General features: G+C 65.2%; 21 protein-coding genes and 2 pseudogenes. 9 read left to right on the plus strand and 14 right to left on the minus strand.

The window, feature by feature from the left end:
* The first annotated feature begins 372 nt into the window (after positions 1-372).
* On the plus strand, positions 373-1125 hold the full coding sequence (locus ACVW1B_RS20645; protein WP_253607866.1) for a carbonic anhydrase: 753 nt from the start codon (positions 373-375) through the stop codon (positions 1123-1125).
* A gap of 216 nt (positions 1126-1341) precedes the next feature.
* Here ACVW1B_RS20645 and ACVW1B_RS20650 read toward each other — a convergent pair whose 3' ends face one another.
* Together ACVW1B_RS20650 and ACVW1B_RS20655 are read right to left on the minus strand one after the other, a co-directional pair.
* Positions 1342-2130, minus strand: coding sequence for a 2-keto-4-pentenoate hydratase (locus tag ACVW1B_RS20650; protein WP_456822098.1), 789 nt, complete (start codon positions 2128-2130; stop codon positions 1342-1344).
* 108 nt (positions 2131-2238) lie between these two features.
* A complete protein-coding gene (locus ACVW1B_RS20655; protein WP_456780224.1) occupies positions 2239-3267 on the minus strand; it encodes an SDR family oxidoreductase in 1029 nt (342 codons plus the stop codon).
* Between the two features lie 116 nt (positions 3268-3383).
* Between ACVW1B_RS20655 and ACVW1B_RS20660 the strand changes: the two are divergent.
* Positions 3384-3765 (plus strand): annotated as a pseudogene (locus ACVW1B_RS20660) (winged helix-turn-helix transcriptional regulator).
* A 231-nt stretch (positions 3766-3996) separates the two neighbouring features.
* Here the strand turns inward: ACVW1B_RS20660 and ACVW1B_RS20665 are convergent.
* The 3 genes from ACVW1B_RS20665 to ACVW1B_RS20675 all read right to left on the minus strand — a co-directional run bounded on the left by ACVW1B_RS20665 (position 3997) and on the right by ACVW1B_RS20675 (position 6229).
* The gene (locus tag ACVW1B_RS20665; RefSeq protein ID WP_456822099.1) at positions 3997-4803 is read right to left on the minus strand and encodes a phytanoyl-CoA dioxygenase; all 807 of its coding nucleotides are present in this window, start codon (positions 4801-4803) and stop codon (positions 3997-3999) included.
* A gap of 238 nt (positions 4804-5041) precedes the next feature.
* A complete protein-coding gene (gene dksA, locus ACVW1B_RS20670) occupies positions 5042-5407 on the minus strand; it encodes an RNA polymerase-binding protein DksA (protein ID WP_170991616.1) in 366 nt (121 codons plus the stop codon).
* 210 nt (positions 5408-5617) lie between these two features.
* A complete protein-coding gene (locus ACVW1B_RS20675) occupies positions 5618-6229 on the minus strand; it encodes an NAD(P)-dependent oxidoreductase (protein ID WP_456822100.1) in 612 nt (203 codons plus the stop codon).
* A gap of 104 nt (positions 6230-6333) precedes the next feature.
* Between ACVW1B_RS20675 and ACVW1B_RS20680 the strand changes: the two genes are divergently transcribed.
* Positions 6334-6720, plus strand: a complete 387-nt coding sequence (locus ACVW1B_RS20680) for a winged helix-turn-helix transcriptional regulator (RefSeq protein ID WP_028337693.1) — start codon at positions 6334-6336, stop codon at positions 6718-6720.
* A 51-nt stretch (positions 6721-6771) separates the two neighbouring features.
* Here the strand turns inward: ACVW1B_RS20680 and ACVW1B_RS20685 are convergent, their stop codons facing one another.
* Positions 6772-7185, minus strand: coding sequence for a flagellar assembly protein FliX (locus tag ACVW1B_RS20685; protein ID WP_057016669.1), 414 nt, complete (start codon positions 7183-7185; stop codon positions 6772-6774).
* Positions 7186-7453: 268 nt separating this feature from the next.
* Between ACVW1B_RS20685 and ACVW1B_RS20690 the strand changes: the two genes are divergently transcribed.
* The 4 genes from ACVW1B_RS20690 to ACVW1B_RS20705 all read left to right on the plus strand — a co-directional run bounded on the left by ACVW1B_RS20690 (position 7454) and on the right by ACVW1B_RS20705 (position 10004).
* Positions 7454-8578, plus strand: a complete 1125-nt coding sequence (locus ACVW1B_RS20690; protein ID WP_038385504.1) for a flagellar basal body P-ring protein FlgI — start codon at positions 7454-7456, stop codon at positions 8576-8578.
* Positions 8578-8934 carry a flagellar assembly peptidoglycan hydrolase FlgJ gene (gene flgJ, locus ACVW1B_RS20695; protein WP_168854999.1) on the plus strand — a complete coding sequence of 119 codons (357 nt, stop codon included), beginning with the start codon at positions 8578-8580 and terminating at the stop codon, positions 8932-8934. Before ACVW1B_RS20690 ends, flgJ begins: the two co-directional genes overlap by 1 nt.
* A gap of 19 nt (positions 8935-8953) precedes the next feature.
* Positions 8954-9457, plus strand: a complete 504-nt coding sequence (locus ACVW1B_RS20700; protein ID WP_456822101.1) for a hypothetical protein — start codon at positions 8954-8956, stop codon at positions 9455-9457.
* A 160-nt stretch (positions 9458-9617) separates the two neighbouring features.
* Positions 9618-10004 carry a hypothetical protein gene (locus ACVW1B_RS20705; RefSeq protein ID WP_028337698.1) on the plus strand — a complete coding sequence of 129 codons (387 nt, stop codon included), beginning with the start codon at positions 9618-9620 and terminating at the stop codon, positions 10002-10004.
* 18 nt (positions 10005-10022) lie between these two features.
* Here the strand turns inward: ACVW1B_RS20705 and ACVW1B_RS20710 are convergent, their stop codons facing one another.
* The 3 genes and pseudogenes from ACVW1B_RS20710 to ACVW1B_RS20720 all read right to left on the minus strand — a co-directional run bounded on the left by ACVW1B_RS20710 (position 10023) and on the right by ACVW1B_RS20720 (position 12160).
* Positions 10023-10388, minus strand: a complete 366-nt coding sequence (locus ACVW1B_RS20710) for a hypothetical protein (protein WP_016846761.1) — start codon at positions 10386-10388, stop codon at positions 10023-10025.
* A 28-nt stretch (positions 10389-10416) separates the two neighbouring features.
* Positions 10417-10783, minus strand: a pseudogene (gene flaF, locus ACVW1B_RS20715) (flagellar biosynthesis regulator FlaF).
* 207 nt (positions 10784-10990) lie between these two features.
* A complete protein-coding gene (locus ACVW1B_RS20720; protein WP_028337699.1) occupies positions 10991-12160 on the minus strand; it encodes a flagellin N-terminal helical domain-containing protein in 1170 nt (389 codons plus the stop codon).
* 367 nt (positions 12161-12527) lie between these two features.
* Between ACVW1B_RS20720 and flbT the strand changes: the two genes are divergently transcribed.
* A complete protein-coding gene (gene flbT, locus ACVW1B_RS20725) occupies positions 12528-12959 on the plus strand; it encodes a flagellar biosynthesis repressor FlbT (RefSeq protein WP_076825678.1) in 432 nt (143 codons plus the stop codon).
* Between the two features lie 780 nt (positions 12960-13739).
* On the opposite strand, the gene ACVW1B_RS20730 is transcribed toward flbT, so the two are convergent.
* The 5 genes from ACVW1B_RS20730 to ACVW1B_RS20750 form a co-directional block, all read right to left on the minus strand.
* Positions 13740-15623: a flagellar protein gene (locus ACVW1B_RS20730; RefSeq protein WP_456822102.1), complete on the minus strand. Its 1884-nt coding sequence runs from the start codon at positions 15621-15623 to the stop codon at positions 13740-13742.
* Between the two features lie 7 nt (positions 15624-15630).
* Positions 15631-17508 carry a flagellar hook-associated protein FlgK gene (gene flgK, locus ACVW1B_RS20735; RefSeq protein ID WP_456822103.1) on the minus strand — a complete coding sequence of 626 codons (1878 nt, stop codon included), beginning with the start codon at positions 17506-17508 and terminating at the stop codon, positions 15631-15633.
* A 46-nt stretch (positions 17509-17554) separates the two neighbouring features.
* Positions 17555-19387, minus strand: coding sequence for a flagellar hook-basal body complex protein (locus ACVW1B_RS20740; protein WP_456822104.1), 1833 nt, complete (start codon positions 19385-19387; stop codon positions 17555-17557).
* Between the two features lie 183 nt (positions 19388-19570).
* A complete protein-coding gene (msrB, locus tag ACVW1B_RS20745; RefSeq protein WP_283070257.1) occupies positions 19571-20071 on the minus strand; it encodes a peptide-methionine (R)-S-oxide reductase MsrB in 501 nt (166 codons plus the stop codon).
* Between the two features lie 75 nt (positions 20072-20146).
* A complete protein-coding gene (locus tag ACVW1B_RS20750; protein ID WP_456822105.1) occupies positions 20147-21643 on the minus strand; it encodes an NAD(P)/FAD-dependent oxidoreductase in 1497 nt (498 codons plus the stop codon).
* 95 nt (positions 21644-21738) lie between these two features.
* On the opposite strand from ACVW1B_RS20750, the gene ACVW1B_RS20755 reads away from it, so the two are divergent.
* A complete protein-coding gene (locus ACVW1B_RS20755; RefSeq protein ID WP_283070254.1) occupies positions 21739-22281 on the plus strand; it encodes a SixA phosphatase family protein in 543 nt (180 codons plus the stop codon).
* The last annotated feature ends 35 nt before the right edge of the window (positions 22282-22316 follow it).

Genomic DNA, 22316 nt, shown 5'->3' on the forward strand with positions numbered 1-22316 from the left:
TGTGTGGAATCCGCTCTGTTATCACCCGGCTCGCCGCCTCCGCTGAAGCTTCGGCGCGCCAAGGATGCGTGGCCTCGTCGAAGCCTTGGCGAAGACGGGACCGGGCGATCCAGTACGCCGCGGCCTCTCGGATCAAGCACAGCCGTCTCTGCAATACTGGATCACCCGCTTTCGCTTTAGCGGGTCATCACACCGCGCTGTTTGACATCTTGAATTGCGACTCGTCCTCACCGTCATCCCTACCTAGTGCGCAATTGCACATGGGAGCAGGGACCGAGCATGAAACCGTGTCGTTGCGGTAGCACTGCGCATGATCTACAACCTTTGCACGGACGCGATTGCTATTCCCGGATAATTTTACGGAGATTTTTGATGTGCCAGCTTTGCGAAATCACAGCTCCCACCCAGACCTCCCGGCGCCGCTTCCTCGCTGCCGCGGCCTGCACCGCAGCCAGTCTCGCCCTTGCACCGCCGGTTTCCGCCAAGGAAACCAAATCGCCGCCGAAGCCGCAGAATGTGCTGGCGCCGGACGCGGCGCTGGAGCGGCTGGTGAAGGGCAATCTCCGCTATGTCGAAGGCGTCTCGCGGCGGCATGATTTCAAGCACGAGCGCGAGGCGCTGGCCGGCGGACAGAATCCGTTCGCCGGCATCCTGAGTTGCGCGGACTCCCGCATCGCACCGGAATACGCCTTCGACACCGGCCGCGGCGATCTGTTCGTCTGCCGCATCGCCGGCAATTTCGCCAGCGACGAGACCATCGCGAGCCTTGAATATGCATCGGCCGTGCTGAACGTGCCGCTATTCATGGTGCTCGGCCACGACAGTTGTGGGGCGGTCGACGCCGCCATCAAGTCGCTGAAGGACAACACCACCCTGCCCGGCCATCTGCCCTCGCTGGTCAATGCGATCGCACCGGCGGTGAAGGCGACCGAGGGCAAGGGAGGCGACCGGCTCGCCAACGCCATCAGGCAGAACGTCATCGACAACGTCGCGAAGCTGAAATCGGCGACGCCGATCCTTAGCGCCGCGGTCGATCAGGGCAAGCTCAGGGTGGTCGGCGCGGTCTATCGGCTGACCGACGGCAAGGTCGAGCTCGTCACGGACGCCAAGCGGCCGACGACTTGAAAGTCAGGTGAATTCAGTAAAGTCAGGTCAAGGTCGCAAGGTCGCGCTGCACACTCGGTGTCGTCCCTGCGAAAGCAGGGACCCATACCCCGCAGCGGCTGTCGCGAACCGCGCTCGTCGCTCCCGCGCCGCGCAACAATCAGCATTTGTGGTTATGGGTCCCTGCTTTCGCAGGGACGACGTCCTTATGTGGAGGCAGGCTCGCACAACGTCACCTCACGTAAACGCCGCTTCCACGTTGCCGAGACCGTCGAGCTCCATCACGACCGTGTCGCCCGCGTTCAGCCACACCGTCTTGACCAGGCTGCCGGTCAGCACGATCTGGCCGGCATGCAGGCCACGGCCCTCAGTGGCGAGATGATTGGCGAGCCAGGCGAGCGCGTTGTGGGGATGCCCGAGCACGTCGGCGCCGGTGCCGCGGCCTTCTTCCTTGCCGTTGTTGACGATCGCGCGTCCCGCGACCGCGCGCAGATCGGGCACGGTGATGCGCGGCACCTCCTCCCCGAGCACACAACCGGCGGCGAAGAAGTCGTCGGCAATCAGCGTCGGCGCGCCCAATGTCTCCCATTTGACGTAGCGGTCGTCGACGATCTCGATCGCGGGATAGTAGGCATCGATCGCTTCCGCGACCCATTCGGCGGTAAACGGCGCCTCGCTGGGAGCGAGATTGCGGGCGAGCCGCACCGCGATCTCGCACTCGACGCCGACATGGACGAACTCGGCCGCCGGCAGCCGCACGCCACTGTCATGCACGACCTTCTCGAACACGCCACCGACGCAGGGGTGCGGGATGTTGATATATTCCTGCATCACCGCGCTGGTGCAGCCGATCTTGTAGCCGACGAGGCTGCCGACGTGTGGCTGCATCAGAGCGTGCAGCGCGTACTGCACCTGATAGCCTTCGGCCTCGTCGCGCGGCACCACGTCCTTCGGAAGCGCCTTGAGCGGCGCCCGGCTGCGGCGCGCGCTGGCAATCGCCTTTGCGGCCGCGAGGACCCGATCCATCTGCGCAGCCTCCCTGGTGTTCTCGGCGGCGCGGTGGCGCCTCCGTCTGCTCGCTGCAATTCAGCACTCGCCGACGCGTCTGGCAAGCACGCTGCACGGGAGCCGCCGTCAGGCCTTGACGAGGCCGAGCCGGATCAGGCTCTCGGCGGTCGCGACGATCATCTCCTCATTGCCGCGCGGGCGCCAGCCGAGCAGGTGCTGCGCCTTGGCGCTGGTCGCGCGGCGCACCTTGCCGAGCAGCGGCAGCGCGGCACGGGCCATCGGGTTGCGCCGTGCGGCGAGCCGCATCATCCAGTCCGGCGCCTGGAACCGCGGCACGCGCCGCGCCTTGCTGCCGAGCTTTGCGCGCAGCACCCGGGCGACCCCGAGGATCGACATGGTCTCGCCGGCGACCGCCAGGAAGCGCTCACCGCGGGCCTCGGGCGACATCATGGCGCGCAGATGCAGGTCGGCGACATCGCGCACGTCGACGAGCCCGAAATGGATCCGCGGCACCACCGGCATCGCGCCGTCGAGCAGCGCCTTGATGATGCCGATCGACTCGGAGAAATCGGCACCGAGCGCCGGGCCGAACACCGCGGTGGGGTTGACCACGGCAAGCTCGAGGCCATTGCCTTCGCGCCCCACGAAATCCCAGGCGGCGCGCTCGGCCAGCGTCTTGGATTTCGGATAGGCCTGCACGCCCTCGCCATCGAGATTGGACCACACGGTCTCGTTGAACGGCGCCGCCTGAGGCGGATGGCCGTAGCCGATTGCCGCGAACGACGACGTCACGACCACGCGCTTGACGCCTGCGTCACGCGCGGCGCGCAACACCCGCAGCGTGCCTTCCCGCGCCGGGACGATCAGCTCATTCTCGTCCTCGGGCACATAGGCGCCGAGCGGTGATGCGACATGCAGCACGTAGTCGCACCCGGTGGCCGCCTCGCGCCAGCCATCGTCGCGCAGCAGGTCGGCGGTGACGAAGCCGACCTGGTCGGGCGCCAGCGCGCCACCCTCGCGCAGCATCGCGATCACGTCGTTGCTGCGACCCGGATTGCGCACCGTCGTTCGCACCGCGTGCCCGTCGGCGAGCAGCTGCAGAATCGTATGCACGCCGATGAATCCCGATCCGCCTGTGACCAAAACCGTGCTCATGTCCCTGCCCTCTTCATGGTTCGGCGGATGGGCCCAACATTGCACTGCCCGCCCTGCACAGGCCGCATCTGGTCACTATCTGACCTTGGACAAGTAGGATGAAATTCGAGACCGGTATGGAAAACAATACCAGCGATATGTGTGACGGCGGTGAATGCGAGAGCTGCCCCACCGACCCCAATGTGCTGATCGAATTCAAGCACGCGATCCATGCGCTCGGGGGGAAATGGAAGCTCGAGATCCTGTTCACGCTGATGAATGGCGGTGTGCGGTTCGGCGCGCTGCGCCGCGCGCTCGCGCCGATCACCCAGCATGCTGACTGCGCAGCTGCGCGAGCTCGAGCGCGACGGCCTGGTGGCGCGCAGGGTGCTCGCCGAGAAGCCGCTGCAGGTCGAATACGAGCTGACGGATTCGGCCTGGAGCCTGACGCCGGCTTTCCGCGAATTGCTGGCATGGTCGAAGACGTTCGGCCCGCGCCGCAATAGCGCGGCAAGCTGAACGTCGTCTCGCCATAAACCGTTTCGGCATAGGAATTACATTCCCTCTCCCGCTTGCGGGGTCCGAGGCGAGCGAAGCTCGCTCTCGAGCCTAGGGTGGGGGTATCTCCACGAATCACATCGCGGAAAGAGCCCCCACCCGCACTGCATCTGTCGATGCAATGCGACCTCCCCCGCAAGCGGGAGAGGTGCAGCGAATGCGTGGCAAGGCTTGAGCACGCGTCATCGCGCCTCACCCCATGCCAAGTGCGCGCCGGATCGCGATCTCGACCGGCGAATACGCGCCGTCCGCACGTTCCAGCCGGTACGGTTCGCCGGCAGCGAGCGACGGCTGGGCCATGAAGCGCGGTGTCGTGCCCCGATGCTTCTGCGCGGCATGCACCAGCAACGGATGGCACAGATAGACCGTGCCGGCCTCCCCGGTCGCGAGCGCGACCTCGCAGTCGGCGCCGACATCGTCGAGCACCATGCGTGCGCGCCCGGCCTCGCCCGCCGGCGCGAGGTAGCGGGCCATCGGCCAATGCGAGCCGACCCTGATCCGGGTCGGCGCGTCGTCCTCGCCGACGTCGGAGAACAGGAACAGCAGCAACAGCGCCCGGCCGCGCGAGACGACATTGGCCCGCCAGGCGGAGAAGTCGCTGCGCTCGTTGGGGTCGCAATCCTCGCCGGGGAAGCTGACGTCGATGTGCCAGCCGGCATCGCCGGGATCGTCCGGATGCGGGAAGCGCACCGGAAAGGTTCCGATGTCGTCGCGCGGGCGCCAGCGGCCGGGACCGGCGATCTGATCGAACGCCCGGTGCAGCAGCGGCGTGTTGATCGCCTGCCGGAACGGCGCGCCGCCGTAGCCGGGCAGCCGGATCACCGGGCGCGTCCAGGTCGCAGGGTCGTGCTCGCTGCACGGCAGGTCACGCCACATGATGGCGCGTCCCTGGTCGGCGAGTTCCCGGGGAAAGGCGCTGTCGATCCGGACAAAGCCCTGTTGGATGAATTGCTCGATCTGCGCGCCGTCAAGCGCACGCGCGTCGTTTCGATGGGTCATGATTGTCTCTCAAACTGTCGCCAGCCATCGATGCTCCGCGATGCGCGGAACCTGACCGGCTCATTCGGTTTCACTGGAATCCCAGGAGCGAAAGCTCGTGGGGCCGCTCAGCGCTTCCAGGAGGAAGCGGGATCAGCCCAGCAAAAACACCGAAGCGATGCTGAGAGTGCGTGTCATCATGGCGGCGCGAACGTACAACCGGTACGCGCCGGCAGCAATCCGTGGCGATCCGTCGCCACTATTCGTCGCGATAGACCTTCTCGCGCTTCTCGTGGCGTTCCTGCGCCTCCACCGACAGCGTTGCGATCGGGCGGGCTTCGAGCCGCTTCAGCGAGATCGGTTCACCGGTCTCTTCGCAATAGCCGTAGGTGTTGTCTTCGATGCGCTGGAGCGCCGCGTCGATCTTGGAGATCAGCTTGCGCTGACGGTCGCGGGCACGAAGTTCGATCGCGCGGTCGGTTTCCGAGGACGCTCGGTCCGCGAGGTCGGGATGATTGACGTTCTCTTCCTGCAACGTCTGCAACGTGACCTTCGATTCGCGGAGGATTTCATCCTTCCAGGCCAGCAGCTTGGCGCGGAAATAATCGCGCTGCCGCTCATTCATGAAAGGCTCTTTTTCAGTCGGCCGGTAGTTCTTCAGCTTTTCCAAAGGCAGCCATGTCCCTGTCAGGCGGAGGGAACACAACTCCTCCGCGCGGCGCCTTATATAGCCACGTCATGTGACAGACAATATCTGCCACCGCGAAAGGCGGGCCGCCCCCAAGGCCTTGCACAGGCAAACTTATCCGCCCTGCCCGGGGACAGCCCTGCCCCTTCAATAACCGACCGTGAAACGCCGGCGGATATGGGCCGGACGCTCGATTTCATCGGCGAGTGCAACTGCGAAATCCTCGAAGGAGATCGAGCTTTTGCCGTCGGCGGCGGTCAGGAGCTGGTCGGTTCCGAGGCGGAACTTGCCGGTCCGCTCGCCGGCCACGAACAGCGCCGAGGGCGACAAGAAGGTCCAGTACAGGTCCTTCTCCTGGCGCAGCAGGTCGAGGAATTCAGCCCCCTTGGAGGCCTCGGCCTTGTATTGGGGCGGAAAGTTGGGGGTGGTCACCAGGCGGACGCCCGGCGCCACCTCAAGGCTGCCGGCGCCGCCGACCACGAGATAGCGGCCGACCCCGGATGCCTTGGCCGCCCCGATCAGCTTGGCGGGGTCGCTGGCCAGGAAATGGATCGAACTGACCGCGGCATCGTGGCCGGCCCACAGCGCGGCCAAGGCGGCCTGGTCGTTCGCGTCACCCTTGCGGGCGGTGACATTGGGCAGGCTGGCGATCTTCTCCGGGTTGCGGGCGATGGCGGTGACGGCGTGGCCGCGGCGGGCGAGTTCCGCGGTGATGCGCGAGCCGGCCTGGCCGGACGCGCCGGCGATGGCGATCTTCATCTCAAGTCTCCGATTGATGGTTTCCAATGGTGACTAGATAGCGAAAAGGATGTAGGTGTGAAGAAGGCACTCTCGCCTCACCTGATCACGCCGGAGTAACCGCGATGAAAGCCACGAGCCTCAAGCCGGACGCCTATGCCGCCAATTGCCCGACGCGCCAGATCCTCGACCGGGTCGGCGACAAATGGGCGGTGCTGATCCTGCTGCTGCTGCGCAGCGAGCCGATGCGCTTCAACCAACTCCGACGCGCCATCGAAGGCATCTCGCAGAAGATGCTGTCGCAGGTGCTGAAAAGCCTGGAGCGCGACGGGCTGCTGCGCCGCCGGGCGATCGCAACGGTGCCGGTGACGGTGGAGTATTCAATCACGCCGCTCGGATCGACGCTCGCCGAAGCCGTCGACCCGCTGCGCGACTGGGCCGAACGGAATCTGAAGGACGTGCTGGCCGCGCAGCGCCGCTACGACGCGCAGCGCAAGGCGCTGGCGGCCTGAGGCACCTGCAGGCACCGGCGGCGTCGGACAGGTGAGTTGATCGGGAGGAGCCTAGTATTGCCCGGCCTTGGCGAGCTCGACCTCGACGCGCAGTTCGATCTCACCGAGCACGGCATCGAGACCGGGATCGCCGGAAGATTCCTTCAGGCTCGCCGCGGCGTCACGCAGCCGGTTCACCGTGGAGGAATCGAAATTGCCGGACAGCAGACCGAGCTTGAGCGCATCGAGCACGTCGAGCGCGCCCTTGCCGCGGGCCACCGAGCGCTTGCGGCGCTCGGTCGGGTCCTCGACGCCCTGCAATGCGAGTAGCGCATCGAGGCTGGCGGCGGCCTTCGGCGCCGCGGTGGAGCGGACCTCCTCCTGCGCGGTCGTCGCATCCGGCAGCGAGAAGCCGCTCGATGACGTGCGCCGCGTGGCGCTGGTGGACGTGCCAAGCGTGGTGCCGTTCGGTCCGTAGATGCGCATCGTCGTGATGATCCCGCAGGCCTGAATGGGCCGAGCATCGCTGTTTTATGGTTAACGGCGCGTAAACGACCCGGCAATTTCTGCCGCCGCGCGGCAGTTTCGCGCTCCCTGGCGAACCGGAGCAAAATGACGGCCAGACAATTTCGATAAATATATCAACGCATTGCCCAAGCGAAGCGGAGTGGCACGCAGCTCGCATGGTTAATGGCGGATCGCCGTCATGGGAGTGTCGTTTGATCCGCGAGTTCAGTTCGAGGGGAGCATCGGGATGCCCGGCATCCGCATCGCAAATCTGTTCGGAGTGGCCTGCGCCGCGCTGCTGGCGCTGGCGGCCTCCGTCATGCCGGCGGCCGCGACGTCGCGGATCAAGGATCTCGCCAATATCGAGGGCGTGCGTCAGAACCAGCTGATCGGCTACGGCCTCGTGGTCGGCCTCAACGGCACCGGCGATACGCTCAACAACATCCCCTTCACCAAGCAATCGCTGCAGGCGATGCTCGAGCGCATGGGCGTCAACATCCGCGGCGCCACCATCCGCACCGGCAACGTCGCCGCCGTGATGGTGACCGGCAATCTGCCGGCGTTCGGCACCCAGGGCACGCGCATGGACGTCACCGTCTCGGCGCTCGGCGATGCCAAGAACCTGCAGGGCGGCACCCTGCTCGTCACCCCCCTGCTCGGCGCCGACGGCAATGTCTATGCGGTGGCGCAGGGATCGGTGGCGGTCGCCGGCTTCGCGGCCGAAGGTGCCGCCGCCAGCGTCGTGCGCGGCGTGCCGACCGTCGGCCGGATCGCCAACGGCGCCATCATCGAGCGCGAAATCGAATTCGCACTCAACCGCCTGCCCAATGTGCGCCTCGCGCTGCGCAACGCCGACTTCACCACCGCCAAGCGGATCGCCGCCGCGGTCAACGACTATCTCGGCGTCAAGACCGCCGAGCCGATCGATCCCTCCACGGTGCAGCTTGCGATCCCGACGGAGTTCAAGGGCAACGTCGTCGCCTTCCTGACCGAGATCGAGCAGCTGCAGGTCGATCCCGATCTGGTGGCCAAGATCGTGATCGACGAGCGCTCCGGCATCATCGTGATGGGCCGCGACGTTCGCGTCGCCACCGTCGCCGTCGCGCAGGGCAATCTCACCGTCTCGATCTCCGAGAGTCCGCAGGTCAGCCAGCCCAATCCGCTGTCGCGCGGCCGGACAGTCGTGACGCCGCGCACCAGCGTCGGCGTCAGCGAGGACGGCAAGAAGTTCGCAGTGGTCAAGGACGGCGTCTCGCTGCAGCAGCTGGTCGACGGCCTCAATGGCCTCGGCATCGGACCGCGCGACCTCATCAGCATCCTGCAGGCGATCAAGGCCGCCGGCGCGATCGAAGCCGACATCGAGGTGATGTGATGGCGAGCCTGATCAACAGCACCACCGGCAGCATGCCGAACAAGGCGTTGATGCCGATGTTCAACGGCCGCCCCGATCCCGTGCTGCAGGACGCGCTGAAGAAGGTGACGCCGCAGCAGGCCGCCAAGGCGAAGGCGACCGCGACCGATTTCGAATCGATGTTCCTCAATTCGATGTTCTCGCAGATGACGACCGGCCTGAAGGGCGATGGCCCGTACGGCGACACCGTCGGCACCGGCGCGTGGCGGTCGATGCTGACCGACGAATACTCGAAGAATTTCGCCAAGGCCGGCGGCGTCGGCATTTCCAACGAAGTGTTCCGCTCGCTGATCCTGCAGCAGGCGAACAAGGGCTAGGGTTTCAAGGAGCAGCGCGATGAACCAGCGTCCACAGCAGCCGCGGCCAGTAGCATCCGCCTCCGCCGCGCGGTCCGCGACGTCGACGCCGCCGGACGTCGCGCGTCTCGCCAACGAGCTGACCGAGGTGATGGGCGGCCTGCTTGCCGTGATCGAGCAGGAGACCGAGTTCGTCCGCGCCGGCAAGATCCGCGAGGGCATGCGGCTCGAGCCGCAGAAGTCCGAGCTGTCGCGGCGCTACATGCTCGCGGTGGAGCATCTGAAATCGATGCAGAAGATGCTGTCGCAGACCGATCCCGAGCTGCTCGCGACACTGCGCCGTCATCACGAGACGTTCCGCGCCATGCTGCAGGTCAATTTGACCGTGCTTGCAACGGCGCACGCCGTCTCCGAAGGCATCGTGCGCGGCGTCAATGCCGAGGTGCAGCGCCGCAACATTCCGAACACCTATACCGCAAGCGGACAGCGCGCCACGCCGGGCCCGCGCAACATGACGCCGATCGCGATCAGCCGCACACTCTGACGCCTACGCCTACAATTTAGCTCAATTCGACGCCGCCCCGGCAGCGCGGCATTCAGCGTGTTTTCTAACAGCCTGTTGAGAGGTTCCCCGTAGAGTTGCGGACCGTGAGGGGTTGGGATTTGACTCAAGCAAACTAGTGCCTGTGCACTACGAGGCTGCCATGAGTACAGATTTCAACATCAAGCCGGTGGGGGCACCGGTCGCGGCGCCGATGGTCTCTCCCACGAGCGATACGGCGCAGAAGGCGGTCAAGACTGAACTGCCGGCGAGCCAGAGCGTCACCGCTCCGGAGCCGAGCGTGCGCGTCACCATCGATCCCAACGCCGTCAACGCATCGATTTCAAATCAGGCTCCGTCGGTCAGCGACCAGGTCATCATCGACCGCGACGCGCGCGCCGTGGTCTATCAGGTGGTCGACAATCGCACGAATTTGGTGGTGAGGCAGTTTCCGGAAGAAGCCGTATTGCGCCGCCGCGCCTATTTCCACGCGCTCGATCTCAGCAAGGACGCGCCGACGCGGGTGCGCGCCACCGATCGCCGCGCCTAGGCGCGGAGCAACGACCGCTCAGGTCTTCTGCGTGGCGTAGGCCTTGTCGAGATAGGTCGCTCCAGTAGCCGGATCGGTGACGACATTGGCGATCAACGCCGTCCCCTGCTGCACCAGCGCGAACTTGGTATCGCCGATCCGGAACCCGCCATCCTTGATCAGCACGTCCTGATACTTGCTGGTGCCGTCGCTCTGGTAGTGGACCTTGGCGCGGAAGCCATCGACGTTCGACACCGAGATGTTGAACGACTTGTTGTTGGCGTACTTGCCGCTCCAGCTGCCCTCATAGAGGTTCGGATCGACGGCCACATAGGGCGTCTTCGACGGGACCGTCAGGCCGGCGGCCTTGTAGTTGGCCGACAGGATGCTCAACACGTCGGCCATGCCGAGGGCTCCGTCAGGAATCGATCGATCAGCCGCGACCCGAGAGGCCGGCGGCGATATTGCAGTTGATATCGATCAGCGACTTCAGTTTCGCCGGATCCGGATTCATCTGGATGTCGACGGTCTGCTTCATCACGAACACGCCGATATTGGCGATGTTCTGGCGAATCTCGAGCGGGCTGCGGATTGTCGTCGCCCTGCGCGGCGCTGAGAAAGATCGACCACAGCCGGCGGTTGAACAGCAACGCGTGATCGAGCGCCTTGTCGGGACCGTTCCAGTTCGTCTGGACTTCCTGCAGCTGCCGCGCGGCCTTCAACAGCGCCTGCGCTTCGATTTCACGTGGGGACGCCGTCGTCGTGGAGGTACGAGCGTAGGCCTGGGCTGCATTCGACATTCAATGACCTCGATGGGATGCGGATTTCTCGAGCCGCGAAGACGCAATTCTAGCGCCCGATATTTATGCATCCGGCGCCTTTAAATATGGTTAGCAGCCGTTACGAAATGCGTCGTTCTGACGGCATGGACAGACACCGTAATATCCCGGAGACAAAAGAAAACGGCGGGGTTTCCCCCGCCGTTCTCGAAGCACTTGCCGGCGCGCTTAGCGGAGCAGCTGCAGCACGCTCTGCTGGCTCTGGTTGGCGAGCGCCAGCGCGGAGACCGCGATCGACTGGCGGGTCGACAGCGCCTGGCTGTTGGCCGCTTCCTCGTTGGTGTCGGCCAGCGTCAGGTTGGACGAACCGGTCTGCAGCACGTTGATCAGGTTCTTCGAGAAGTCCTGACGGATCTGCACGATCGACAGGTTCGAACCCAGCGTCGAGGCTTCGCTGCGCAACGCGGAGCTCGCCGAGCTCAGCGACGAGATGACGCTGTTCGCCGAGTTGTTGTCGAGGAAGTCGGTGCCGGCGGTCAGCGCCTTCAGTCCGAGGCCGCTGGCATTGAAGGTGACGCCGGTGATGCTGAGCGTCGACTTGCCGGTCTCGTTGAAGGTCAGCTTCAGGCTGTCGCCGTTCAACAGGTTGATGCCGTTGAACGAGGCGTCCTGCGCCGTGGTCGTGATCTGCGCGATGGTGTTGTTGTACTGCGTCACCAGAGCGGCGCGCGCCGACTGCGAGGCCTGGTCGGCGACCGGCGCCGTGCCGGCCGCGCTGAACGTCGCGGTGCCGCCGCCGGTGTTGGTGAAGGTCACCGCACCGATCGTCGAGGACGCCGCGTCATTGGTCGTGGTGATGACAAGCTTGTTGGAGCTGTCGAGGCTCGCCGTCAGGTTGCTGGCCGCCAGCGACGTGTTCAGCTGCGCCAGCGACGTGCTGGCCCCGAAGGTGAAGCTGAAGGCGGGTTGGCCGGCCGAAGCCGCGATCGCCAGCACGTCACCGCTCTTGATCGTGGTGCCGTCGACGAGGTTGGCAGACGTGCCGCCGAGCGCCGCGGTCGAGGTGACCTGCGACCTGGTGGTGTAGCCGGTCGGGCTCTGCAGCACCTGGTTGGCGATCGACTTCGCGGTATCGACCAGCTTCTGCAGCGAGGTGATGCCGGTGTTGGCGGCCTGCAGCACCTGCACGCCGTTGCCGATGCCATCGAGCAGGTTGTTGATGTCGCTGGCGCGGTTGTCGAGCGACTGCGCGGTGAAGAAGTTGGTCGGGTTGTCGAGCGCCGTGTTGACCTTCTTGCCGGTGGCAAGGCGGTTCTGCGTCGTGGAGAGCAGATCGGCGGTGGACTGGAGGGAGAGGAGGTTCTGACGAACGGAGGAGGAGAGAATGATATCGGACATTTTCATACCTTTCTGGTGTGAAACTGAGGAAAAAGCCGCTCCAATCCTTTCTGATCGGGCGGATGGCCGGATCCTGCGGTCAAGCCGCGAAGGAAAAAGAAATCTCCAGCACGGCATTTGAGACAAAGGCCGAAGAATAAAATTATCGCCATCGGGCGAGGTTCGTCCCGAAAACTACTGAGACGATTGACAATTCCGGCCAGATAACGACGCCAGCGCCCGCCCCTCGTTCACCAAGCATTAACCATCATGGGAAAGGATCGCTGTCGCATCGGCCCCTGCCCGCAACGGCGGCTGCTAAGCAGTGCCGAACCACTTCGCTCCGCCAGCGAAGACATCGCGCGACTGCAGGCAAAGGAGAACGGTCATGGCCCTGAAGGTCGAACTCAAACCGAACGAACGCATCATCGTCGGCAATTGCGTGATCACCAACACCGACCAGCGCGCCCGCCTGCTGATCGACGGCGACCGCATCCCGATCCTGCGCGAGAAGGATATCCTGACGCCCGAGACCGCGGACACGCCGGCAAAGCTGATCTATCTCGCCGTGCAGCTGATGTATCTATCGCCGGACCCGATGGCGCACCACCCGACCTATTTCAGTCTGGTGCGCGACATCATCACCGCGATGCCGAGCGCCTGGCCCTTCATCGAAAGCGTCAACAACTTCATCCTCAACGGCGACCTCTATCACGCGCTGAAGGAATCCAAGAAGCTGATCGCGCACGAAGAGAAGCTGCTGGAAGCCGCGCGCGACCAGCAGAACGCCGAGCGGGACGACACACGCAAGAGCGCGTAGAGCTTCTTGTTCGGACGCGTTTTCTTCACGCGAACCGGCGTCCGCTTCGCTTGAAAACGCACTAGCACCACTCGCCTCAATCGGGATAGGGGGGAGCCTCGCAGCCCCTCCCCTCCCACACCACCGTACATACGGGTCCGTATACGGCGGTTCGCTGGATTAAGCGGCAAGAGTTGTTCTGTTGCCGCCGTAGTTTGGGTGTCAGCAATCGTCGCGCCAGCTTCGACTCCTCTGATCAGCGTCAGTCAGGGTTTCACCCCTTCCCGCCGTTCCGAGGCCAGTTGCCCGGAATTCAGTCGCATGGCCGATGCGATATCGCTGCATCTACTCGTCACTTCCAGCGTTCAGGCCTTCGGCGAAACTCGTTCCGCCTACTATGCCCTCTGCTGACTTCTGCACTGCGGTCAGATCGCCTTACGACGACCTCAGTCTCGTTGCCGAGACGCAGCGCAGATCTCCCGAGATAAGATCGACCGCCTTCGCCGCACGCCCGCCGGATTTACCACCCCGGCCCTTGATGACCGTGGACTTCGCGATCACGTGCTCGCTCGTCCGGCCGGGTAGGCCTCGTTATCCGGTTTTTGTCCATCGGGCCGCGGCTTTGCTCCACGCTTCCTTCAGACCCCACCTCGCGATGACGCCCTTGCGCTTCGCTAATCCTTCACCGTCATCAGGCTGGATAGAGGACTTCCACCTCCAAGCTGCCGGTCATGCTCGGCACACACGAAAAAGGCCTCCGCGCGGAGGCCTTTTTGCTGGCTGGAGTTCAGGGGCGCGTGATCAGCTGATCGGCAGATATTTCAGCAGCGTCGTCTGATACAGCATCGACGTGGTCTGGTACGACGCCTGCAAGCTGGTTTGCAGCGCCAGGATCTTGGTCGCGACCTCGTCCTGATTGACGCCCTCGACCGAGTCGAGCATCGTTTCCGCCATCCCCTTCAGCTGGGTCTGCCGATCGGTGGCCGCCTTGGTCGCGGTCTGCGCACCGGCGAATTCGGCCTGCACGTCCTGGATCTGCTGCTGACCGTTTTGCGGGGCAAGGTTGGCGCTCACGCGCTGCGCGAGCGCCGTCACCTGCGCGCTCGCATTCGGGTTGCTGGCATTGGTGGTGACGGCTGCGTACACCGCGACGTTCTGCAGCAAATAGCGGAAGGCCTGCTCGTTGGCGCGCGCGCCATACTGCACGGTGATGGACTGATCGACCTGCGCGACCGCGGTGCCGCGCGCCGACCCCGGGCCATTCTCGCCGGTGTACCAGTAGACGGTGTTGCCGGGCGTGCCCGCGACCAGGTGGGTCGCGGTGTCGAACGGCGGTCCCCCTACCCTGAGCGGCGCCGGCGCTGCGGTGGTGTTGTTGGCGATGCCGAGCGCGCCGAGTGCGGCGGTATTGGAGCTCGAGATCGACAGGCTCTCGCCGTCGGCGCCGTGCAGGGTGATCGCGCCGTTGCTGATGGTCGACGGGTTCTTGGTGCCGCTGATCTGGTCGATCTTGGCCATCAGCGTCTGCACGCTGTCGGTGACGTTGACCTGGTTGCCGGTGGCGCCCGAGGCCACGAAGGTGATCGGCGTGCCGTTCACCGTGATGGTATCGCCGGCGGCAAAGCTCGTCGACAGCGAGTCGGTGCCCGTCGCCCCCGACAGCGCCGTGGCGCCGCTGATCGGCGCCGGCGGCGTGTTCTGGTTGTTGACCGCGGCGCCCGAGACGGTCGCGACCGGATTGAAGAAATTGTTCGACGCTGCGACCGCGGACGCCGCGACCAGCGACGTGTCGCTCAACGTCTTGATCGACGAGGTCAGCGTCGACTGCAGGTTTGCCGTCGTCGCCGCGGTGTCGGTGCCGATCAGGAACGAACCGGCGGGCGGCGGGTTCGTCGTGGTCGCCGTGAGTTCGATCGCTTCGGTGGTGCCGTCGGGCAGCGTGAAGTTGAACTTGATCTTGTCGCCGTCCTTCGGATTGACGGCGCCGAGATCGACCGACGCGGTCTTCGGCGTGCCGGCCGGCTGCGTCACCGTGGCGCCACCCGTCAACGACGACTGCACCGACAAGAGCTTCAGGCCGAACGGCGAGCCGTCCTCGGCGATACTCGTGACCGTCGTGGTCGCCGGCGGCGACGAGACGCTCAGGCGTCCCATCATGCCGGCGCCCTGATCGGCCTGCTTGCGCTCATTGATGAGCTGCGTCAGGCCGGCCTGGGTTGCCGTGCCCTTGAGCATGGTATCGGCGGACACCGTGGCCGGCGTATCCATCGCGCGGCCGGAGAACAGATAGCGGTCGCCCGACTGGCTGTTCAGCATCGCGACTGCGTTGGCGAAGGCCGCCTGCGCCGTGATCTGGCCCGAGGTCTGGCCGCTGTCGTTGAGCGTCAGCGTCGCCGTCGTCGCGGCGTTTTTCACCTGGGTCCCGACGTCGGACAGGCCCTGCAAGGTGAGGTTCGCGACACTCAGGCGCGTGTTGAGGTTGGTGGCGGTATCGGAGAACGCGTTGATGCCGCTGATCTGCGCGCGCAGGCTGAGCGCGAAACCGCGATCGAGCCCCTGCCCCGCATAGGTCGTCGATACCTTGCCGGTCGCAAGCTGCGTCGTCAGGTCATTGAGCTGATTCCGCAGGTTGAGGATCGTGGTGCCGATATAGGAAGTTCTGCCGCTTACGCCGTCGATCGACATGTTACCCTCACGTGAGCTGCAGCAGCGCGTCGTACATCTGCTTGATCGACGACATCACGCGCGCATTGGCGGAATAGGCGTTCTGCAGCGAAAGCAGATGCGCCATCTCCTCGTCCATGTTGACGCCGGAGGTCGAGTCCATCTTGGTCTGCAGCGTGTTCAGCACGACGTCCTGGCCGTCAGCCAGTTGCTTGGCGACGGTCGCGGACTCGCCCTGCTGGCTGATGAACTGCTTGGCAAAGTTGAGCAGCGTGCCGGTGAACGGCGCGCCTGACGTGCCAAGGCCGGTCTGCGGCGAATAGCTGTACGAGGCGTTCGACAGCTGGTTCAGGACGAGGTTGGCGCGCGTGGTGTCGCCGGCCGGCGTCTGCGGATTGGTCGAGTACACCACCATGCGCGAGGGATCGCCGATCAGGCCGGTGTTGACGCTGATGCGCGCGGCAAGGCCGGTGGTCTGCGAGCCGTTCGCGGTGATCGCGCCGGTGTAGAGCCCGCCATTGTCGGTAAACAGCGGAAGGTGCGGATCGCCCGAGGTCAGCGACGAAACCGTCGACGTGACCGACGCCGCGGTCACATCGGCCTTGTTGGCGGCGCCGTCGTCGAGCACGCGCAGCGTCGACCCCGACGGATTGGAGAATTGCAGGCCGGTTCCGCCGAGTGCGCCGTTGAGCTGCGACAGCACCGAGCTCATGCCACCTGAGAAATCGATGCCCAGCACCTCGTCGTTCGGATCGACGGTCGCGGTATTGCTCAGTGGCAGCACGCTCGGATCGTCGACGCGGATGATCGACAGATTATGCGTCAGGCCGGTGGTGTTGTCCTTGTAGGAGACGTGGATGGTGTTGCCGTTCTGCAGCCCCGAGAGGTCGAGGTCGAAGCCGGACTGCGCCCCCGCCGTCGCCGCGGTGCCTGCGGTCGTCTTGTCCGACAGCGCGCTCGACATCGCGGCGGCGAACTGATCGATCTGTGTCTGGGCCTGCGCCAGCGTGTTGTCGCGCAACTCGAGATAGGCGGCGATCTTGCCGGAGCGGATCGAGTTGGTCGACACCATGTCATAGGTGCCGCCATGCGGGAACGTGATGGTGATGGTGCCGACGGTGCTCTTGGTCGGGTCGGTATTGTACAACGTGTTGGGCGTCATCGTGCCCTGGGCGTTGAAGCTGAGCGTCGCGGCCTCGGTGCCGACCAGTTGCACGCCGGAATTGGTGAACACGCTCACCTGGTTCTGGCTGTTGGTGACCGTGCGGATGTCCATCAGCTGCGAGAGCTGCGTGACGTAGCGGTCGCGCTGATCGAGCAATGCCGCGGTCGAGGCGTCGGTCGTGCCGCCATTGGCCGCCAGCTGGACATTGAGGCGCGCAATCTGCTGCAACGCATTGTTGGCGCTGTTGATGGAGTCGCTGATGCCGGCCTCGGCGTTGGCGCGCAGCGTCTGGATTCCCTGCGAAGTCGCGTTGAGCTGCTGCGCCATCGATTGCGCGGCATTGATCACGCCGATGCGGGCCGACTGCGATTCCGGGCTGGTCGACAGCCCCTGCAGCGCGGTCAGGAACTTGTTGTAGGCGTCCTCGATCGTGCCGGTGGAGTCGGGATTGCCATACACGCCCTGCAAATTGGCCAGAAAATCCGAGCGGACGTCGGCATAGGCCGCGCCCGACGTCTCGGTTCGGAGTTGGGTCTGCAGGAATTCGTCGAGCTGGCGGTTGACGCCGGTGATGAGGACGCTCGATCCGTACTGGCCGGTGGTGCCGGTGACCTGGTTGAGCGTCTTCCTGACGTAGCCGGGCGTCTCCGCGTTGGCGACGTTCGACGACACGAGCGAGAGCGAGGCCTGCGTGGCGCGCAGGCCCGACATCGCGGTGGAGAGGGCTTGGCTCAAACCCATGATGTGTACTCGCCTTTACTTCTTCACACGTGCAACAACGATGCGATCAGCGCACCACGTTCAGGAGATCCTGCACCATCGAATTGGTTGTGGTGATCACCTTGGTGTTCGCCGAATAGGCCTGCTGGGTCACGATCAGCTTGGTGAATTCGTCGGCGATATCGGTGTTCGAGCTCTCGAGCGAGGAACCGACGATGGTGCCGGCCTTGCCGAACAGCGCCGCACCGGACTCGTCGGTCGCCTCGAACGCACCGCCGTCGATGCGCTTGAGGAAGTTGGTGCCGTTGAAGGTCGCCACCGAGATTTCGGCGAGGTCGATGTTGCGGCCGTTGGTGTAGTTGCCGACGATGCGGCCGTTGGTGGAGACGCTGACCGACTGCAGCTGGCCGGCGGGGAAACCGTCCTGCTGGATCTGGTTCACCTGAACGTTGCCGTTGGCGTCGGCAAACTGGGTCACGCCGCCGGAGCCGAAATTGATCACCGGGCTGCCGAGCGACACGCCGTTGACGACGGCATTGGTGAGCGCCACCGAGGAGATCGCCGGCGACATCTGGCCGTTCGAGGCGAAGGTGAAGTTGACGTTGACGTTCTGCCAGGAGACCTGCGTGCCGGTCGCATTGGGATTGACCTGATAGAACAGGTTCCAGGTGTCGGTATGTCCGCTGCCCAGCGAGGAGCTGTCGGTCTTGGCCCAGCGGAATTGCAGGTTCACCGGCGCGCCCGACACGTCGTAGGCCGTGACGGCGCCGCCCGAGACGGATTCGTTCAGGAAGGTCGAGTTGTCGTTGCCGATAACCTGACCGGTGCCGACCGTGCCGCCGCCGCCGCGAACCGCAACCGCCGACCCGGTGAAGCCGAGCGCCGCAAAGGCGGTCGCGTTCGAGCTCGTCACGTTGAGATCGGCCAATTTGCCGGAGTGCAAGGTGATCTTGCCGCCGCTGATCGTCGATGACGTCGTGGTACCGGTAATCGAGTCGATCTTCGCAAGCAGCGTTCCGATGCTGTCGGTGACGTTGAGCTGGTTGCCGGTCGCCCCCGACGCCACGAAGGTGATGACGGTGCCGTTGACCGTGATCGTGTCGGCGGGCACGACGGGCGGGCCCGCAGAGCCGGCGCTGAAGTTGGTATTGATCGAATCGGTGCCGGCTGCGCCTGAAAGCAGGGTCGCGGCGGTAATGGCCACCGACGGCGTCGCCTTGTTGTTTTGCGCGGTGCCGGTGATCGCGGAATCGGTATACGGCGCAGCCGGCGTGCCCAGCACCAACGGATTGTTTCCACTGCTGAACGCGCCCGGCCGGATCAGCTCGGAACCGGGAACCGAGGTGTCGTGCGCGGTGGTCAAGGGATAGGACGCGAGGTTGGCGCGATAGTCGATCTTGGTGGTCTGCTGCGCCGGCAGGAAGTCGTTCTTGAATTGCAGCACCTGCGGCGATGAGCCTGCCGGGTTGCCGGTGGTCGGGTCGATCGGCACGCCCTCGAGATAGTAGCCGGCACCGTTGACGAGATAGCCGTCCTTGTTGAGCTGGAAATCGCCGCGGCGGGTATAGCGGTCGACGCCGTCGAACACCGGGGCGCCGTCGGTGAAGCTGCCGGGCTTCTGCACCGCGAAGAAACCGTTGCCGTTGATCGCCATGAAGGTCGCGACCGATGCCGACTGGACGTCGCCCTGCACCGAGTTGGTCGAACGGGACTGCGCGGTGACGCCGCCGGCAAGTTGCGCGGTCAGCGCGGTCTGCGGGACGAGGTCAAGGAATGAGGTATCGATGCGCTTGAAGGCGGTGGTCTGAGAGTTGGCGATGTTGCCGGAGATGTTTTCGAGCGCGTACGACCCCGCGCGCAAGCCACCGACAGCCGTCGTGAGAGCGCCGAAGATACCCATGACATGTTCTCCAATTCGATTCCCGGCGGCTGGCAATCACAGGAATGGCCGCATCGGCGGAGCATGTCGCAAAGGTCGTGCCACGAAACAAAACGTAACAAAATCATCCGCTTGAAAAAAATGCCCCGGTCGTTCGACCGGGGCACATTTGCCGGGAGCGGCAACAATTGCCGGGAAGGAATGTCAGGTCGCGGATGGCGCCGCCGGGTGAAACACCAGCGCGAAACCGTCCATGCAGTAGCGCAGCCCGGTCGGTTTCGGGCCGTCGTCGAAGACGTGGCCGAGATGGCCGCCGCAGCGGCGGCAATGCACCTCGGTGCGCACCATCCCGAAGGTGCGGTCCGACGTCGTGCCGACCGCATTGTCCAGCGGCTTGTAGAAGCTCGGCCAGCCGGTGCCGCTCTCATACTTGGTCTCGGACGAGAACAGCGGCAGGTCGCAGCCGGCGCAGGCGAAGGTGCCCTTGCGGTGCTCCTTGAGCAGCGGGCTCGATCCCGGCCGCTCGGTGCCCTGGTTGCGCAGGATCTCGTACTGCTGCGGCGTCAGCTGCGCGCGCCATTCGGCGTCGGTCTTCTCGATCTCGAATTTCTCGGCGGCCTGCGCCGGCGAGGCGCGCAGCCAGCGGAAGGCGGCGAAGCCGAACAGGCCGGCGGCGGAAGCAAGCAGGATGCGGCGATCGATCATCAATCATCTCCGGTGCGGACGGCTCAGGGGGCGCGCCCGAGGTTCGTCAACAGATACGAACCCCGCCGCCGGACGTTACATCCGCCCGTCGGAGATCCGCTCACTTTCTTGCGAGGCATCCGGATACGGCGCCTCGCCGTCCTCGATCGGCCTGGGCGCGGACGGACGCGCCGGCCGCACAGCCGACGGGGGTGGACGGCGGGGTGCGGGTCCCCTGGTTCCCGCCCTGAGATTGGCCTCGGCGAGCCGCGCCTCGCGCAGGCGTTCCTTCGCACGTGCACCCTCGCGGTAGCGCGCCAGAACACCCGCCACGGACGAGGCCCCCCTCGCCCACAGGCTGACGAAATGACCGGCGACGCGGCCGGTGGCGCCGCCGGCCCAGACCAGCTCGAACGGCGAAAACAGCCGCCAGCGATCGTCGCCCCACAGGATGCTGCGCGCGATCAGCTGCCCGGCGAGCGCCGAGGTGTTGAGTCCCTGCCGGCCGAAGCCGCTCGCCACCCACAGGCCTCGGCGCAACTGGCCGATCTGCGGCATGCCGTGCACGGTAACGCCGACCGCGCCGCCGAACATCTCCGCGACCGGAACCTTGCCGAGTTGCGGAAACACCGTGGCGACGCGACGCTGCACTGCGGCGCCGAGGCGCTCCGGCCGTGCGTTCCAGGTGGTTTCGGGGCTGGCCCACAACAGCCGATCGCCATCGACGACACGGAAATGGTCGATGCCGTCGCTGTCGACGACCGAGCCGGGAAAGGCGATGGACTCCGCCAGCCGCTCCCCGAGCGGCTCGGTCAATGCCGCGTAGCGCCACACCGGCAGCAGCGTATCGGACAACCGCTTCAACGGCGCACCGAGATGGATATTGCCGGCGAGGACAATATGGTTGGCCCGCAGCCGCGCCGTCGGCGTCACGATGCGTTTGCGGATGCCCGAAAAATCGATGCTGACGACTGGCGTCTCCTCGAAGATCCGCACGCCCGCCCGCATCGCCAGCGCGGCGAGGCCGTGCACATATTTGCGGCCATCGATCTGGAACGCCTTCGGATAATAGATGCCGTGGAAATAGCGGCCGGTCCTGAGCACGCTGCGCACGCGATCGACCTGCCAGCCCTCGACCTCGGTCGCGAAATCCTCGCCCAGCATCTGCAGACGGCCGATCAGCGCCTCGCCGACATCGACATTGGAGACTTCCAGCGCGCCATCGCTCGGCTTGATGCCCGGGATCAAATCCTCGGTAGCGGTGGCGCGGACATAATCGGCGCCCTCCTTCGATAGCGCCCACAATTCGCGGGCATCGTCGAGGCCGACGCGCTCGATCACATCTGATATCGGCAGGCCGAATCCCGGCATCACGGTGCCGAGATGATGACCGGAGGCGTTCCAGCCGATCTGGCGGCCCTCGAGCACCGCAACGCTCGCACCGAGCCGCGCCGCCTCACGCGCCACGGTCAGGCCGGCCAGCCCGGCCCCGACCACGCAAATGTCGACGTCGAGGTCGAACGCCAGACGGTCGCGGAACGGCGAGGCCGCCTGATCGGGGCCGTCCGCCGCACTTGTGGAACTCTCGCTCATGGCGTTTCTTACGGACCGCTGCGGCGCTTGTCACCTTGTCCAGGGCATGAGCCTGTAGAATTAATTCGACCTGACCGAATCGAGAATGGAAGTCCATGCGCCGTTTGCTGCTGCTGCGTCACGCCAAAACCGAACACGACGCGCCTTCGGGGCACGACCAGGACCGCCGTCTCGACGAGCGCGGCCACCGCGACGCAGCGGAGATCGGCGGCTGGATCGCCCGTCATCCGCCCCTGCCCAATCTGGCGCTGGTCTCGCCGGCAGCCCGCACCAGGCAGACCTGGGAGATCGTGCGCGAGGCGCTGAAGGGCGCCGGGCCTGCGCCGAAAGTCGAATTCGTGCCGGACCTCTACGGCGCCGATCCGGCGCAATTGCTGACCGCGATCCGGATGGCTTCGGTCACCGATCCGAAGCGGCTGATGCTGATCGGCCATAACCCCGGCATGCACGAGCTCGCGCTGACCTTGACCGGCAGCGGCGACGAGGCCGCAAAGCGCGCGCTCGGCGACAATCTGCCGACCTCGGGGCTCGCCGTCTTCGACTTCGCGACCGACGACTGGAACGACGTCTCGTTCCGGCGCGGCAAGCTCGTCCTGTTCGTCAGCCCTAAACTGTTGAAGCAGGCCTCGCGCAGCTGACGCAAGCGGACAGCGCCGCGCCGCCATGCTATATT

This window comes from Bradyrhizobium sp. USDA 4502 (genome assembly GCF_054063355.1).

What these genes read in the sequence shown, in the direction of transcription:
- ACVW1B_RS20645 (WP_253607866.1), top strand. Translation starts at nt 373, where the DNA reads ATGTGCCAGCTTTGCGAAATCACAGCTCCCACCCAGACCTCCCGGCGC.
- ACVW1B_RS20650 (WP_456822098.1), bottom strand. Translation starts at nt 2,130, where the DNA reads ATGGATCGGGTCCTCGCGGCCGCAAAGGCGATTGCCAGCGCGCGCCGC.
- ACVW1B_RS20655 (WP_456780224.1), bottom strand. Translation starts at nt 3,267, where the DNA reads ATGAGCACGGTTTTGGTCACAGGCGGATCGGGATTCATCGGCGTGCAT.
- ACVW1B_RS20665 (WP_456822099.1), bottom strand. Translation starts at nt 4,803, where the DNA reads ATGACCCATCGAAACGACGCGCGTGCGCTTGACGGCGCGCAGATCGAG.
- dksA (WP_170991616.1), bottom strand. Translation starts at nt 5,407, where the DNA reads ATGAATGAGCGGCAGCGCGATTATTTCCGCGCCAAGCTGCTGGCCTGG.
- ACVW1B_RS20675 (WP_456822100.1), bottom strand. Translation starts at nt 6,229, where the DNA reads ATGAAGATCGCCATCGCCGGCGCGTCCGGCCAGGCCGGCTCGCGCATC.
- ACVW1B_RS20680 (WP_028337693.1), top strand. Translation starts at nt 6,334, where the DNA reads ATGAAAGCCACGAGCCTCAAGCCGGACGCCTATGCCGCCAATTGCCCG.
- ACVW1B_RS20685 (WP_057016669.1), bottom strand. Translation starts at nt 7,185, where the DNA reads ATGCGCATCTACGGACCGAACGGCACCACGCTTGGCACGTCCACCAGC.
- ACVW1B_RS20690 (WP_038385504.1), top strand. Translation starts at nt 7,454, where the DNA reads ATGCCCGGCATCCGCATCGCAAATCTGTTCGGAGTGGCCTGCGCCGCG.
- flgJ (WP_168854999.1), top strand. Translation starts at nt 8,578, where the DNA reads ATGGCGAGCCTGATCAACAGCACCACCGGCAGCATGCCGAACAAGGCG.
- ACVW1B_RS20700 (WP_456822101.1), top strand. Translation starts at nt 8,954, where the DNA reads ATGAACCAGCGTCCACAGCAGCCGCGGCCAGTAGCATCCGCCTCCGCC.
- ACVW1B_RS20705 (WP_028337698.1), top strand. Translation starts at nt 9,618, where the DNA reads ATGAGTACAGATTTCAACATCAAGCCGGTGGGGGCACCGGTCGCGGCG.
- ACVW1B_RS20710 (WP_016846761.1), bottom strand. Translation starts at nt 10,388, where the DNA reads ATGGCCGACGTGTTGAGCATCCTGTCGGCCAACTACAAGGCCGCCGGC.
- ACVW1B_RS20720 (WP_028337699.1), bottom strand. Translation starts at nt 12,160, where the DNA reads ATGTCCGATATCATTCTCTCCTCCTCCGTTCGTCAGAACCTCCTCTCC.
- flbT (WP_076825678.1), top strand. Translation starts at nt 12,528, where the DNA reads ATGGCCCTGAAGGTCGAACTCAAACCGAACGAACGCATCATCGTCGGC.
- ACVW1B_RS20730 (WP_456822102.1), bottom strand. Translation starts at nt 15,623, where the DNA reads ATGTCGATCGACGGCGTAAGCGGCAGAACTTCCTATATCGGCACCACG.
- flgK (WP_456822103.1), bottom strand. Translation starts at nt 17,508, where the DNA reads ATGGGTTTGAGCCAAGCCCTCTCCACCGCGATGTCGGGCCTGCGCGCC.
- ACVW1B_RS20740 (WP_456822104.1), bottom strand. Translation starts at nt 19,387, where the DNA reads ATGGGTATCTTCGGCGCTCTCACGACGGCTGTCGGTGGCTTGCGCGCG.
- msrB (WP_283070257.1), bottom strand. Translation starts at nt 20,071, where the DNA reads ATGATCGATCGCCGCATCCTGCTTGCTTCCGCCGCCGGCCTGTTCGGC.
- ACVW1B_RS20750 (WP_456822105.1), bottom strand. Translation starts at nt 21,643, where the DNA reads ATGAGCGAGAGTTCCACAAGTGCGGCGGACGGCCCCGATCAGGCGGCC.
- ACVW1B_RS20755 (WP_283070254.1), top strand. Translation starts at nt 21,739, where the DNA reads ATGCGCCGTTTGCTGCTGCTGCGTCACGCCAAAACCGAACACGACGCG.